General features: G+C 55.2%; 13 protein-coding genes. 3 read left to right on the top strand and 10 right to left on the bottom strand.

The window, feature by feature from the left end:
- Window positions 1-58: 58 nt before the first annotated feature.
- The 3 genes from QC823_RS13090 to QC823_RS13080 all read left to right on the top strand — a co-directional run bounded on the left by QC823_RS13090 (window position 59) and on the right by QC823_RS13080 (window position 2,259).
- Entirely contained in the window at window positions 59-337 is a 279-nt protein-coding gene (locus tag QC823_RS13090) for a hypothetical protein (RefSeq protein WP_309656801.1), read from the top strand.
- Between the two features lie 90 nt (window positions 338-427).
- A complete protein-coding gene (locus QC823_RS13085; protein WP_309656800.1) occupies window positions 428-961 on the top strand; it encodes a DinB family protein in 534 nt (177 codons plus the stop codon).
- Window positions 962-1,065: 104 nt separating this feature from the next.
- A complete protein-coding gene (locus tag QC823_RS13080; protein ID WP_309656799.1) occupies window positions 1,066-2,259 on the top strand; it encodes an MFS transporter in 1,194 nt (397 codons plus the stop codon).
- A gap of 89 nt (window positions 2,260-2,348) precedes the next feature.
- On the opposite strand, the gene QC823_RS13075 is transcribed toward QC823_RS13080, so the two are convergent.
- The 10 genes from QC823_RS13075 to QC823_RS13030 form a co-directional block, all read right to left on the bottom strand.
- Window positions 2,349-2,603, bottom strand: coding sequence for a DUF6746 family protein (locus QC823_RS13075; protein WP_309656798.1), 255 nt, complete (start codon window positions 2,601-2,603; stop codon window positions 2,349-2,351).
- A gap of 314 nt (window positions 2,604-2,917) precedes the next feature.
- A complete protein-coding gene (locus QC823_RS13070; protein WP_309656797.1) occupies window positions 2,918-4,384 on the bottom strand; it encodes a dihydrolipoyl dehydrogenase in 1,467 nt (488 codons plus the stop codon).
- A gap of 119 nt (window positions 4,385-4,503) precedes the next feature.
- On the bottom strand, window positions 4,504-4,872 hold the full coding sequence (locus QC823_RS13065; protein WP_309656796.1) for a hypothetical protein: 369 nt from the start codon (window positions 4,870-4,872) through the stop codon (window positions 4,504-4,506).
- 197 nt (window positions 4,873-5,069) lie between these two features.
- Window positions 5,070-5,750: a Fe2+-dependent dioxygenase gene (locus tag QC823_RS13060; protein WP_309656795.1), complete on the bottom strand. Its 681-nt coding sequence runs from the start codon at window positions 5,748-5,750 to the stop codon at window positions 5,070-5,072.
- A 14-nt stretch (window positions 5,751-5,764) separates the two neighbouring features.
- Window positions 5,765-8,107 carry a TonB-dependent receptor gene (locus QC823_RS13055; RefSeq protein WP_309656794.1) on the bottom strand — a complete coding sequence of 781 codons (2,343 nt, stop codon included), beginning with the start codon at window positions 8,105-8,107 and terminating at the stop codon, window positions 5,765-5,767.
- A 497-nt stretch (window positions 8,108-8,604) separates the two neighbouring features.
- A complete protein-coding gene (locus tag QC823_RS13050; RefSeq protein ID WP_309656793.1) occupies window positions 8,605-9,216 on the bottom strand; it encodes a LysE family translocator in 612 nt (203 codons plus the stop codon).
- Window positions 9,217-9,431: 215 nt separating this feature from the next.
- Entirely contained in the window at window positions 9,432-9,968 is a 537-nt protein-coding gene (locus QC823_RS13045; protein WP_309656792.1) for a DUF924 family protein, read from the bottom strand.
- 136 nt (window positions 9,969-10,104) lie between these two features.
- The gene (locus tag QC823_RS13040) at window positions 10,105-10,572 is read right to left on the bottom strand and encodes an S-ribosylhomocysteine lyase (RefSeq protein WP_309656791.1); all 468 of its coding nucleotides are present in this window, start codon (window positions 10,570-10,572) and stop codon (window positions 10,105-10,107) included.
- A 59-nt stretch (window positions 10,573-10,631) separates the two neighbouring features.
- Window positions 10,632-10,979, bottom strand: a complete 348-nt coding sequence (locus tag QC823_RS13035; protein ID WP_309656790.1) for a putative quinol monooxygenase — start codon at window positions 10,977-10,979, stop codon at window positions 10,632-10,634.
- A gap of 84 nt (window positions 10,980-11,063) precedes the next feature.
- Window positions 11,064-11,741: a haloacid dehalogenase type II gene (locus QC823_RS13030; RefSeq protein WP_309656789.1), complete on the bottom strand. Its 678-nt coding sequence runs from the start codon at window positions 11,739-11,741 to the stop codon at window positions 11,064-11,066.
- Between the last annotated feature and the right edge of the window lie 71 nt (window positions 11,742-11,812).

Raw genomic sequence — 11,812 nt, 5'->3', positions numbered from 1 at the left:
GTCGCGCCTTTAGGCGCCTGTAATCTCACCACAAGCATTAATTCCTAGGAGAAACGTCATGTCACAACACGAAGCAAAACGCCGTTTACTCAGCCGCTTAAGCCGTCAGTTCGGCTATACCGCGCCCGCCCTCGCCCTGGTAGCAAGTGGGGTAGCATTTCACGCCCACGCCGACGATCCCACGGAAGGATTCACTGACCTGCAAGAAGCGCCAATGATGCTCGCTGAAGCCCATCACGCCGAAGGCGGTGCCGAAGGCGGTGCCGAAGGCGAGGAAGAAGGTGAAGGTGAGGGCGAAGGAGAGGGCGAAGGAGAGGGAAGCCCCGAAGCCGGCTAAACTTGCCGATTGTCGATCGGCTTCACAACGCAAGCGCAACCTTCTGCGCCGGTGCCCGCACCGGTGCAGTTGACAGGGAGGCAAAACACCATGCCGTCATCAATCACCGCGCAACTCATTGGCGAAAACCAACACGCGCTCAACCAGCTTGAGGCGCTATTACCACGCGTGGAACCTGAGGCGTACCAACGTCTGTTAGGCGCGCAGTCCACTCAGTCACTCGGCAGGCACGTCCGCCATGTGCTTGAGCACTACCAAACGTTGCTGGACGCTTGCACTGCCTTGGCTACCCCAACCACGCTAGATTATGAGCGGCGCCAGCGAGAAGCCGCTCTTGAAAACGACCCCGCACAGGCGCTGGCGCGTGTCAAAATGCTTCAAGACACCCTAGCGACACTCACGGTCATGCCTCACGACACCCCTCTCACCCTTCGCTATCCCATCAAAGCCAATGAACTGGACATCCCCACCAGCCTTGGCCGCGAACTGGCGTTTTTAACCAGCCACAGCGTTCACCACATGGCACTCATTGGCCTGCTATGCGAAATACTTGGCATTACGTTACCGAAAGAATTTGGCGTTCACCCCTCGACGCTACGTTACTGGGAGCAGCAAGCGGGTTGACTTGCCAATGCTTTCCTTCTTCTTCACCCCAAACATTATAAATCTCTCCGTTATGCGCTAAGGTATTAACCTTAAACCTGAAACCTAATAACGGAGTGACTGGCATGCCTCTCGTCTCCCGCGAAAAAGCCAACGTCGGTATTTTGGTCGCCAGCCAAACGCTGTTTATGGTCGCGACCATCACGGTGATGACGCTTAGCGGTGTGGTCGGCCAAGCGCTTAGCCCCAATCCCGCTTTCGCCACCCTTCCGATTGCGATTATGATGCTGGGCACCGTCACATCGACGCTCCCCGCATCGTTATTTATGAAGCGGGTCGGGCGGCGCCTTGGCTTTATCGTCGGCGCCTCGGTGGGCGGCATCGGCGGTGGGCTTGTGAGTGTCGCGGGTATTGCCGCAGGCTCTTTCTGGCTATTCTGCGCGGGTAACTTGCTGCTCGGGCTCTACCAAGGTTTTGCCATGTACTACCGCTTTGCCGCCGCCGATGTGGCGAGCCCGACGTTTCGTAGCAAGGCGATTTCGTTGGTGATGGCCGGTGGTGTGGTCGCGGCATTTCTCGGCCCGTGGAACGCTAGTGCCACGCTTGACTGGGTGCCTAGCGTGCCGTCAGGCGGGCCTTATATGATTATCGCGATACTGGCGCTTATCGCCATTGGCTTGCTGAGTCAGCTCAAAGTCCCCCCGCGCGGCGAGCCCCAACCAGGCGACACCTCACGCCCAATGGCGCAAATTGCCCGCCAACCGCGCTTTGTGGTGGCCGTGATTGCCGGCGCCATTGGCTACGGGGTGATGGTGCTGGTGATGACCGCTACCCCACTGGCGATGCGAACCCAAGGGTTTGAGATGTCGCAAGTGGCATTCATTATGCAGTGGCATGTGCTAGGGATGTACGCCCCGTCGTTTTTCACCGGCAGCTTGATCACGCGCTTCGGCGTTGAACGCATTCTGACCGCGGGCGTGGTGATTCTGCTCGGCACCGTGGTGGTGACCAACCTTGGCGTAAGCCTTGCCCACTTCTGGGTGGGGCTGGTGCTTCTGGGCGTGGGCTGGAACTTCCTGTTTGTCGGCGGCAGCGCCCTACTCTCCTCCGTTCACAGCGAGGCCGAGCGGGGTAAGGTGCAGGGAGTCAACGATTTGATCATCTTTACGCTGGTAGCCATCGGCTCGCTAATGTCCGGCCAACTGATTCATCGACTGGGATGGGAAGTACTAAACCTCGCGATGCTTGCCCCGATTGTGCTGGTGGCTATCGTGCTAATCAGCTGGAAAGTCCGTTTTTCCTCCAGCCGCTTGGCATAAACGCCGCTTAGCGCCAACGCTACCCCTCACTAAGCGGCCCGGTCACACTGACCGGGCCGCTAACGTTGACATCGTGTACCACCGAAACGTTATTCGACCAGCGTTTGCGCGGTGTCTAAGTAATCGGCACCATGAGTGCTAACGCGCTCTTGATCCAGCGTTTCAGACCCTAGGTGAACTTCCTCCAGTGCAACCGCCATCGCGTCGACTTCGGCATCGATTTTTTGTAGCGCATTCTCGATGGTGTAGGTCAGCATGTGGATTTCACCCATTTGCTCATTGGAGAGGGTGTCTGAGGAAAGAATTTCCGCTAGCTGTGCATTGCCTTCAGAAAAGTTCGTCACGGCCTCTTCTAGCGTCTCAGACGGCTTTCCTTTGTGAAGTGATCCCCACGCTCATGATCGTGCTCATCCGCCACGGCGATACCGCTGCTTACCATTCCGGCAAGAACTAACGCTGCGATTCGTTTCATAACATGCTTCTCCATTTGGCTTAGCGGTGAATCTGATTGCGATACGTCTATCAACCCAAACAGCATCAACCCAATCAGCGCCACCATTAAATGCTAACGATTTGCATTTCAAAGATAGCATCCCAGCTCGCAAATGAGAAGCGTTGTGATTCACAGCGGCAAAAATTGCCAGTCCACCGACAGCACTCAATCCCCCGGCCCGCACTCCATGCAGCGCTCGCTAACCGCCGGACCTTGTTTCAAATTGGCATTCAGATCACGCAACCCGGTACGTAATCCCTCTTCCAACACCGGGTGATAAAACGGCATCGCCAGCATCTCACTGACGGTAAGCTTCTGCTCCAATGCCCAGGCCAATAAATGGGCTATGTGCTCGACTCGTGGCCCTAAAAGCTCCGCTCCTAAAAACTGCCCGCTGCCGTGCTCAGCAAAAAGCGCCATATAGCCGTGATTTTCGCCCATCACAGTGGCACGCCCTTGGTCATCAAACGACATGCCGCCTTCGGCAATACAGTCGCAACCGCCGTAGCGCGCTTCCAGCGTCGCTCGATTTTCCCCCACCATGGCCATTTGCGGTTCGGTAAACACCACCGATAGCGGCACATTGCGTCGCCCTACCTGCACATTTTCAAGATTAGCGGCATTGCGGGCGGCAATCTGCCCCTCGATAATCGCCTCGTGCAACAGCGGCACCGCTTGGTTAGCATCGCCGGCGATAAAAATATGGCTTTCGCTGTTATCGGCGTTCACACACTGAAGGGTAAAGCGATTGAAGTTGGGCACGCCGCGTTCATTCAGCGCAAGCTCAGCGTTTTCAATATCGAGCTGATCGACATTGGGCCGGCGCCCGGTGGCGGCGAGCACGTAGTCAAAGGTTTCGGTTAGCTCGCGACCACTGTCACGCTCAATGAACGTAATCGCGACGCTATCGCCCTGATACTCGATATGCTTAACCTCAGCGTCAGCATCAAGGTAAAACTCGCGGTTGAACACCTCGTCAGCCGTTTGGCGCACCTTTTCCGATTGCAGAGGCCCAATCGCGCCGCCCACGCCGAACATACGCGTACGCACGCCCAGGCGGCTCAAGGCTTGGCCTAGCTCCAGGCCGATCACGCCCGGACCAAAGACTGCCACTGATTCGGGCAATGTATCCCACTCGAACACGTCATCGTTGACAATCAAACGATCGCCAGCGGGTTCAAGCATGCCCGGCCATGTCGGCCGCGAGCCGGTCGCGATAACGATCGCGTTAGCAGTGAGCTGGGTATGGTCGTCGATCTGTAAGGTATGCGGCTGAACAAAGCGCGCATGGCCGCGAAGACGTTGGGATTCCGGAATACGTTTCATGGAGTTGAGCACGTTGCCAACAAAGCGGTCGCGTTCGTTTTTCACCCGTGCCATGACCGCTTTGCCATCCACTTCGATAGCGCTGACATTTACACCAAACGTGCTGGCACTTCGCGCCCGCTGCGCGGCTTCTGCGGCGGCGATCAGAAGTTTAGAGGGCATACAGCCAACGCGCGCGCAGGTGGTACCGTAATCACCGGCTTCGATCAAGACCACGTCATTGGTGTGTTTTTTGGCCGCGTGCCAAGCACTCAAGCCCGCGCTTCCGGCGCCAAGCACGGCGATATCGGTATGACGCTGCTGCATACGTTGTCTCCCTGATCATTAAGTCAATGCCTTACAATGGCATATCAATGTATAACCTTATATCAAGGTAGACAAAATGCCGCGCGATGCACGCAAACAAACGCCTACGCGGTGCTTGCTCAGTGCCGTTGCCACGGCCAGCGACGTTTTTCTGGGTAGGTCAAAAGGGAAATCGCCGCCTCCAGCGGCAGCAATACCGCATCGAGCTGGCGGTGACATACGGCGCTACTCAGCACACCGGGGCACTGTTTTAACAGTAAATCGCTGTTTTGAGACGCCATGAGCACCTGTTTCGCAACGGATGGAGTGACCAATGCGGCTTCTTGATAACAGCGCTTGAGTTCGCGGCTTAGCATCGCGAGCAGGCTCGCATCGAGCCAGCACGGCAGCGGGTCATCAAGGCGGCCAGCGATAGAATGCTGCACCGCTTCAAACGAGGTACGGAGAAAAATAAGCGTTTGACGGAGCTGACGGTGTTCAGCGGCCATGGGATCACCTATAAATAAAACTTATTCTCATTAACTTATTTAAATTACCCCTTCTGCCGCCACAAATCAACGCTGGCAAGCCAAGTGCAGGCACAAAACCCTATGTTTACTTAAAAAAAAGCCGATGCACATGGGCACCGGCAGAAAACGACCTCGCAGTGAGCGAGTCAACTCAATCCATCAACACACTCTACTTATCAACACTCAGACCACATTCTGACCAGATTGTTATAGGTACCGGTTAAAGCAACCAATTCGTCATGCGCCTCACCCTGCTCAGTCCGCAGCCGACGTAACGAATTATCCATTTCATAAAGCAGCCGACGCTTTTCGGTATCGCGAATCAGGCTCTGCATGAACATGTAGCAGCCAAGGCGCTCACCACGCGTTACCGGCGTCACCTCATGTAGCGAGCCTGACGGATAAGTCACCAGGCTTCCTGCCGGCAGTTTTACCGTTTGCTCACCGAAGGTGTCGGTAATCTTGAGCTCACCGCCTTCGTATTCATCGGGATCAGACAAAAACAACGTAGCGGAGACATCCGTACGCAGATAACTGCCATCTGGCAATGGGCGCAGCGTACTATCGATATGCTTGCCGTAGTGGCTATCTTCCACGGTGTAGCGATTGAAGTTGGGCGGGATGATTTTGAAGGGCAGCACCGCACTCATCACCTCGGGTGTGCGATTGAGCACACGCATCACTAGGGTGCGCAAATCGCACAGCACTGCTGACTCCTCGGGTATCTGCAAGTTCTTTTTCACCTGTTTGGCTTGGGGGCCGGCGCTGATACCACGGGCCCAGTCGGCGCCAAGCAGCTGGCGACGCATAGTCGCCAGCTCATCAGGTGTCAGAACGTTATCGAAACTGACAATCATAAGTCACTCACGGGTTAGAAATCGTAGCGTAAGCTGGCGATGACATGGCGACCGGGTCCGGGAATACCCTGAGCCCCACCTTCCGCCACTTGCGAAATGTATTCCTTATCGGCCAGGTTAAAGGCATTGACGCGCAGCTGCAGATCTTGCGTGAAGCGATACGTCGTCGAGGCGTGCAAGACCGTATAGCTGTCAACATCAACCTGCCGACGGCGTGCGCCTGGCTCGGAGGTTACGTTGTTGACTTGGTCGGCCACGTATTCCATCCCCCCACCGACAGTCCATTCGGGCAATACATCGTAAGTGGTCCAAAGGTTAAAGCTGTGCTCTGGCGTGCCGCCTAGGCGTGAGCCTTCTTCCCATGGATTATTAGAACTACGCACCTCGGAATCCATGAAGGTATAGCTAGTGTAGAGATCCCAAACGGGCGTCAAGCTGCCCATCGCGCCGATTTCAAACCCTTCCACGCGCTGCTCGCCATCCAGCACGTCGAGCAAATCTCCGCCGCCCTGGGCAGGAGTACGCGCGTTGGTTTTGTCGGTACGGAATAGCGCGGCGCTGACGAGCAAATTATCCGCCAGGTTCCACTTAGTCCCCACCTCATAAGCGATGGTTTTTTCGGGGTCGGTATCAAAGGCGTCTTCATCGATAATATCTTCTCGTTTATCCTTTAATGCACTACCACCGCCCGCTAGTTGCACAAGCCCACGGTCAAAGGTGCCGGTGACATCAAACGCGGTGCCCACAGAAGCGTAAATAGAGCCATTTTGCGTGGGTTTAAAGACCAGTCCCAGGTTACCGCTCCATTCGCTGTCGGTTCGCGATGCTGGCCCTATGGGATTTTCCCAACCATAGTCGGTTGCCGTTGACTCCACATGATCCCAACGTAACCCACCGTGCAGATCCCACTTCGGATTCAGCGCAATGGTATCCAGTGCATACAGGCCTATCTGCTCGGATTCTAAGCGGTGGCGCGTACCGTCATAAGGCGCTTCGGGCCGCGTCCGCGATGCCGGGTTGTACAGGTCCGTCGCTGGGCCTTTCACATCCGGACGGCGCTTGTTTTCGATATCCACATAGCCAAGCTCGGCGCCCACAACCAGGTCGTGCGACAGCGCGCCGGTTTCAAACGAAGTAATCACGTCCGTCTGGTTGAAAAACGACAGGTCTTCCTGGTCGCGGGGTTTCAAGTCACCGCGCACCTGGGCCTGGGAAAAATCGCCGCTGCCCCATGCCGCCTCGGGGATAATCAAGCGTGGGGATGAGGTGATCGAATCGTTGTGTACTCGGCTAACGCGAAACTGGTTGCGCACCGCAACCTGATCACTAAAGCGATGTTCAACCGCCACGCCCAACTGGTCAACGTCGATGTCCTGGTAGTCGTCTTTATGGCCGTAGAAATTGCTGTAATCGATTCCTGGCGGCAGCTTGCCGGTGTAATAACCATCTGGGGCGCGCTGGCCACCCGACGTCCGCTCTCCACCTTTCTCGGTCAGTTCAGCGGTATCGCCACTGAAACCTGCCCGGTCAAACGGCAGACCTTTATCTTCCAGGTTATTCTGGCGCGTGTGCAAAAAGTCGACTTCTACTTGGGTATCGCCCTCAAGGCCCCAGACATAGGCCGCATAAAAACCATGGCGTTCTTGGTTGGTCTCATCACGGCCCGGAACGTCTTGCGTATGATTCATCACATTGAGACGTAGCGCACTGTTGTCGTCAATGCGGCGGTTGAAGTCGCCGGTAACGCGAAACAGTTTATCCGTGCCAACTGACGTTTCCACACGGTTGCGGTCTTCCATTAGCGGCTGCTTGGTCACGAAGTTAACGGTACCCCCGGCGGAGCCACGGCCGGAAAAGGCTGAGTTAGGGCCTTTAATCACTTCAATTTGATCAACGTAGAAGGGGTCACGGAAGTAGTTACCCAGATCACGAGAGCCGTTGACGTTGATATCGTCACGAGCGTTAAAACCACGAATTTTTAACTGATCGCCGCCCGGTGGATTACCTTCGCCTGCCTGAAGGCTGATACCTGACACGTTACGCAATGCATCACGTAATTCCGTCACGTTCTGGTCTTCTAACAGCTCATTCGTAAGGACCGTCACAATACGCGGCGTCTCTTGCACGCTGCGCTGATACTTCACGCTATCCATGAAGGTACCGCGATAGCCCGTTACCGTTACGGTATCCAATGCGGCAGCGGGTTCCTCGGTTGTCTGTGCATGGCTGTTCATGCTGATCGCCGTCAGCATGCAGGCACCGGCTGCCAGCACATTACGGCCTAATGTGGAGAATGTTGACGCCTGGGGACGTGTTTCCAGCGCTTTCGACAACGCTTTTTTCTGGCATAACGGCATGATGTATTCCCTTGCTTAAGGTGGAAAAAGCGATGAGCTCCACTCTTCACTGCACGGCTTCTGCGCGACTGCGCAGGTATTATTGTTAGTGCGGTTGTTGATTAGGCGCAGAGTGTAATGAAATACAAAACAAAAATAAACAATTATGATTATCATTTACTTTCGTTAGTCACAGCTTTTCATAAGGCAGTCATGCTAAGCTTATCTCCGCTTTAAACCCGCTAGAAAAGCACCACCGGTACGGAAAACTAAAGCCACCCAGTGCGCGATTGCCGCCAGTCCGTAAAGCGATTAGAGCCTGGCGAGCCAGTTCAAACGCAAACCATTAAAGGCGTTAATGAGGTGCTCTCACACTAGCCGCCCTCGACCAAGCCCAGTAGGAAGGTGCAACGGCGGCTGGCCGAATCTATGCAGCATATGGCAGGTGTACATTGGCGATTTTCATGTTTTCACCGCGCGCCGCGTGAACTTTTTCTGCGCGCAGTTGGTGTAGCAACTCACGCTCTTAGCGGCAGCGCAGCACCAATGGCCACGAAGATGCCTCCGCAGGTACGGTTGAAGCCCCGGCCTACGCGCTTGAGCCATTGACGAATACGGTTGGTCATATTGGCCAGCAGGCTTTCCACAAGGCATTCAATGGCCACGAAGGTGCCTGCTAACAAGAAAAACTGCAGTATTAGGCTGCGTTGCGGATCGATGAATTGAGGCAAAAAAGCGCTAAAAAACAGCAGCACTTTCGGGTTGGTAATGGAAGCCAGCACGCCTTGGCGATATAGGTACCCTGCACTTGTTTGGCTTGCCTGCACATCAATTTCACCCGTCACAGGTGGTGAGCGCCATACCTGAATACCCAACCAAACAAGATAGGCCCCGCCAACCCATTTCAGCACCGTTAGCCATACCATCGATGACTTGAGCAGCGCTCCAATGCCAAACATGCACAGGGCAATAATTAAGACGAATCCTGAAGCGCCTCCGACAATCGTAAAGAGCGTTTTACGACTACCGTGCAGTGCGCCGTGGGTGAGCGCCAGCAGACCATTTGGCCCTGGGGAAAGCGAAAGCCCCATGCAGGCAATGGCATATAAAAACCAAGTGTCCAGCAGCATAACCGTGCCTCACGTGTGGAGAAGTACGTTCACTGTGCTAAGCATCTCACCGTTGGCTTACGTTTTCTATTAGTGAGAGCACCCATCATAAAGACGCCTCCGCATGGGGCGGCGTCTCGTTTGAGGCGTGTCGTGAGAGCTTTATGGCTAAACACGTATTGGTCAAAGCGTATCGTTAAAAACGCATTACAGGCTGTGGCGAGAGCCCACCACACTTAAAATCGCGACCCAGGCTGTTTAAGAAACTCACGCTCTTCGGGGGTGGAGCGACGCTTGAGGATGGCGTTGCGGTGGGGGTAACGGCCGAAGCGGTCAATGATGGCCTTGTGGCGCAGCTCGTAGTGGGTATTGTCCGCCGGTGCGAACGCCTTGAACAACGCTTCTGCCTGCTCATGGATGATGCGTGATTCGCTGTGCATATACGGCATGAGCAGGAAGGTGCGTTCGTCTTGCCCCAAAGCATTTAAAGCGCCACCGGACACGGCTTCTTGGGCCAGCGCCAGGGCCTGCGGGTCCTGGGCAAACGCTTGCGGCGTGTCGCGGTAAATATTGCGGGAAAACTGATCGAGTACGATCACTTCCGCCAGGCGCCCTTTGGCACTGTTGCGCCAGGTATCAAGCTCCCCCGCAATCGCCTGCTCAAGCACAGGGAGAAACCGTGCCTTAAGTGCTGCGTCAAAATCCCGGTCAACGCGCCACCATTGTTTGGGCTCGACGTCGTCGAACCAGAAGCGGAGAATTGTCTGCCACATAGCCATCCCCTAAAGTCGTTTCGACAGCATGGCGACGAATGAAGGGTTATTTTCCGCATTAAACCATTGCGCGAAACAAAAACGCCTCCTATGTCGGAGGCGTTTTTGCTGATTGCGTTACATCGCTAACAGGCAATCAGGCAAACACTTGGGTCCATTCGCTGCGCTTGTCCAGTAGGTCGCGCGCGAGCTCTTGGGCGCCTTCCAGGCTGTGGCTGGCGGCCCAGCCGCACTGCAACTCGGTACAGGCAGGCACTTCTTTGGCGTTGAGTACGTCTTTCAGCGTCTGCTCGACCATGTTCACCACGTCGTCGTAGTCGTCGTGGTTGATCATGGCAATGTAAAAGCCGGTCTGGCAGCCCATTGGGCTGATATCGACGACTTTATCGGAGTGATTGCGCGAAAGTTCAGCCAACAAATGCTCCAGGGAATGCAACGCGGGCATGTCCATGTGGCCTTTATTGGGCTGGCAGATGCGCAAATCGTACTTATGAATACGATCGCCCTTCTCGCCCTCTTTAATATCCGCAAGGCGAATGTAAGGCGCTTTGACCTTGGTGTGGTCTAGGTTAAAGCTCTCAACATTCATCTTTTGTTCAGTCATGGTTGCTCCTTTTGCTCTGTCTCGAATCGTGAGACTTATTTCTATTGTACACCCTCTGTCTACACTTTTGGGGCATCAAAGTTCCACGGCTCGTCGGTATAGACGCAGACATTGGCATCTTCGATATCGCCGTCGGGAGACTCGACGTTTTGAGCGAAGAAGTCTTGTATCTCCTGACGTTGGCAGTGTGCTTCAAACGCTTCCCGGTTAGCCCAGATCTCGTGAAAAACGATGGGGAAGCCGGTGCCATCCGCAAAGGGGTTTTCGATTTGCCGTGTGACGGTGTAAAGCAGGCAAGCGTCTTCTCGATGCGCGTTGGGCTCTAGTGCCTGCAGCGTTTTAAAAACGGCCTCTTCTTTGCCGGGTTTGGGTTTGAAGCTTGCCGTGCAGTAGATTTTTTGTGACATGTGGCGTCCTGATTCCGGTTTCGTAGTGTGTGACACAAGCTCTATTATGCGCGCCTGCCGTCTCGATGGACAACCGCGCAAGCTTTATCGCAACAGGCGCTCGGCCAGTGTGTCTAAATCAGCAACGGTCATATCCGGTTCGATCCCCCAGGGGTCAAACGGGGCATCCGAACTGCGACGCACCCAGGCGCTGCGAAGTCCGGCGTGGGTGGCGCCAATCACATCAAATGGGTTACTGGAAATCAGCCATGTTTGATCTGGGCGGGTTTCCAAACGCATGCGCAAATACGCGTAAACCGCGGGGTCGGGTTTGAAGCGCTTCACGTCATCAACGCTGATCACGTCGTCCATGTGGTGCAAGACATCGGCGCGTTCAAGCAGCTTTTCCACCGCGTCACGAGTGCCGTTGGAGAATGCCACGCAGCGCATACCCGCCCCGCGCAGGGTATCCAGTGCGGGCGCCACGTCCACAAAGGCCGGCAGCTCGGCATATACCGCCATCAGGTGGTCTTGGTCATTATCGCTGAGGCCGGTTCGTAGCGCACGGTCAGTAAATATCAACGCTTCGCGGGTACACTCAGAAAACGGCAGATAGTGCCCCATTAACCCGTGACGAAAGCTATATTCGAGCTGCTTATCGCGCCAGCGGCGGGCAAACTCGGTGGCTTTTTCCGGCTGTGTCAGGCGCCTTTCCAGCTCAGCGGTAACGCCTTGGGTATCAATCAAGGTGCCGTAAACATCAAAAGCAATCACGGGTTGCATACATGCTCCTTTCCTTTAACGCGTAAACCACACTGTGTGTACAGCATAGCCAACACCTTACCAGCCGGCCT

The organism is Vreelandella vilamensis, from assembly GCF_031451755.1.
Lineage (GTDB): Bacteria > Pseudomonadota > Gammaproteobacteria > Pseudomonadales > Halomonadaceae > Vreelandella > Vreelandella vilamensis.
Note: the sequence above shows the minus strand (reverse complement) of the source record. Positions and strands in the feature narration are given on the sequence as shown.

Excerpts from the sequence above, each read along its gene's own strand:
- QC823_RS13090 (WP_309656801.1), top strand. The coding sequence starts at position 59 with ATGTCACAACACGAAGCAAAACGCCGTTTACTCAGCCGCTTAAGCCGT.
- QC823_RS13085 (WP_309656800.1), top strand. The coding sequence starts at position 428 with ATGCCGTCATCAATCACCGCGCAACTCATTGGCGAAAACCAACACGCG.
- QC823_RS13080 (WP_309656799.1), top strand. The coding sequence starts at position 1,066 with ATGCCTCTCGTCTCCCGCGAAAAAGCCAACGTCGGTATTTTGGTCGCC.
- QC823_RS13070 (WP_309656797.1), bottom strand. The coding sequence starts at position 4,384 with ATGCAGCAGCGTCATACCGATATCGCCGTGCTTGGCGCCGGAAGCGCG.
- QC823_RS13065 (WP_309656796.1), bottom strand. The coding sequence starts at position 4,872 with ATGGCCGCTGAACACCGTCAGCTCCGTCAAACGCTTATTTTTCTCCGT.
- QC823_RS13060 (WP_309656795.1), bottom strand. The coding sequence starts at position 5,750 with ATGATTGTCAGTTTCGATAACGTTCTGACACCTGATGAGCTGGCGACT.
- QC823_RS13055 (WP_309656794.1), bottom strand. The coding sequence starts at position 8,107 with ATGCCGTTATGCCAGAAAAAAGCGTTGTCGAAAGCGCTGGAAACACGT.
- QC823_RS13050 (WP_309656793.1), bottom strand. The coding sequence starts at position 9,216 with ATGCTGCTGGACACTTGGTTTTTATATGCCATTGCCTGCATGGGGCTT.
- QC823_RS13045 (WP_309656792.1), bottom strand. The coding sequence starts at position 9,968 with ATGTGGCAGACAATTCTCCGCTTCTGGTTCGACGACGTCGAGCCCAAA.
- QC823_RS13040 (WP_309656791.1), bottom strand. The coding sequence starts at position 10,572 with ATGACTGAACAAAAGATGAATGTTGAGAGCTTTAACCTAGACCACACC.
- QC823_RS13035 (WP_309656790.1), bottom strand. The coding sequence starts at position 10,979 with ATGTCACAAAAAATCTACTGCACGGCAAGCTTCAAACCCAAACCCGGC.
- QC823_RS13030 (WP_309656789.1), bottom strand. The coding sequence starts at position 11,741 with ATGCAACCCGTGATTGCTTTTGATGTTTACGGCACCTTGATTGATACC.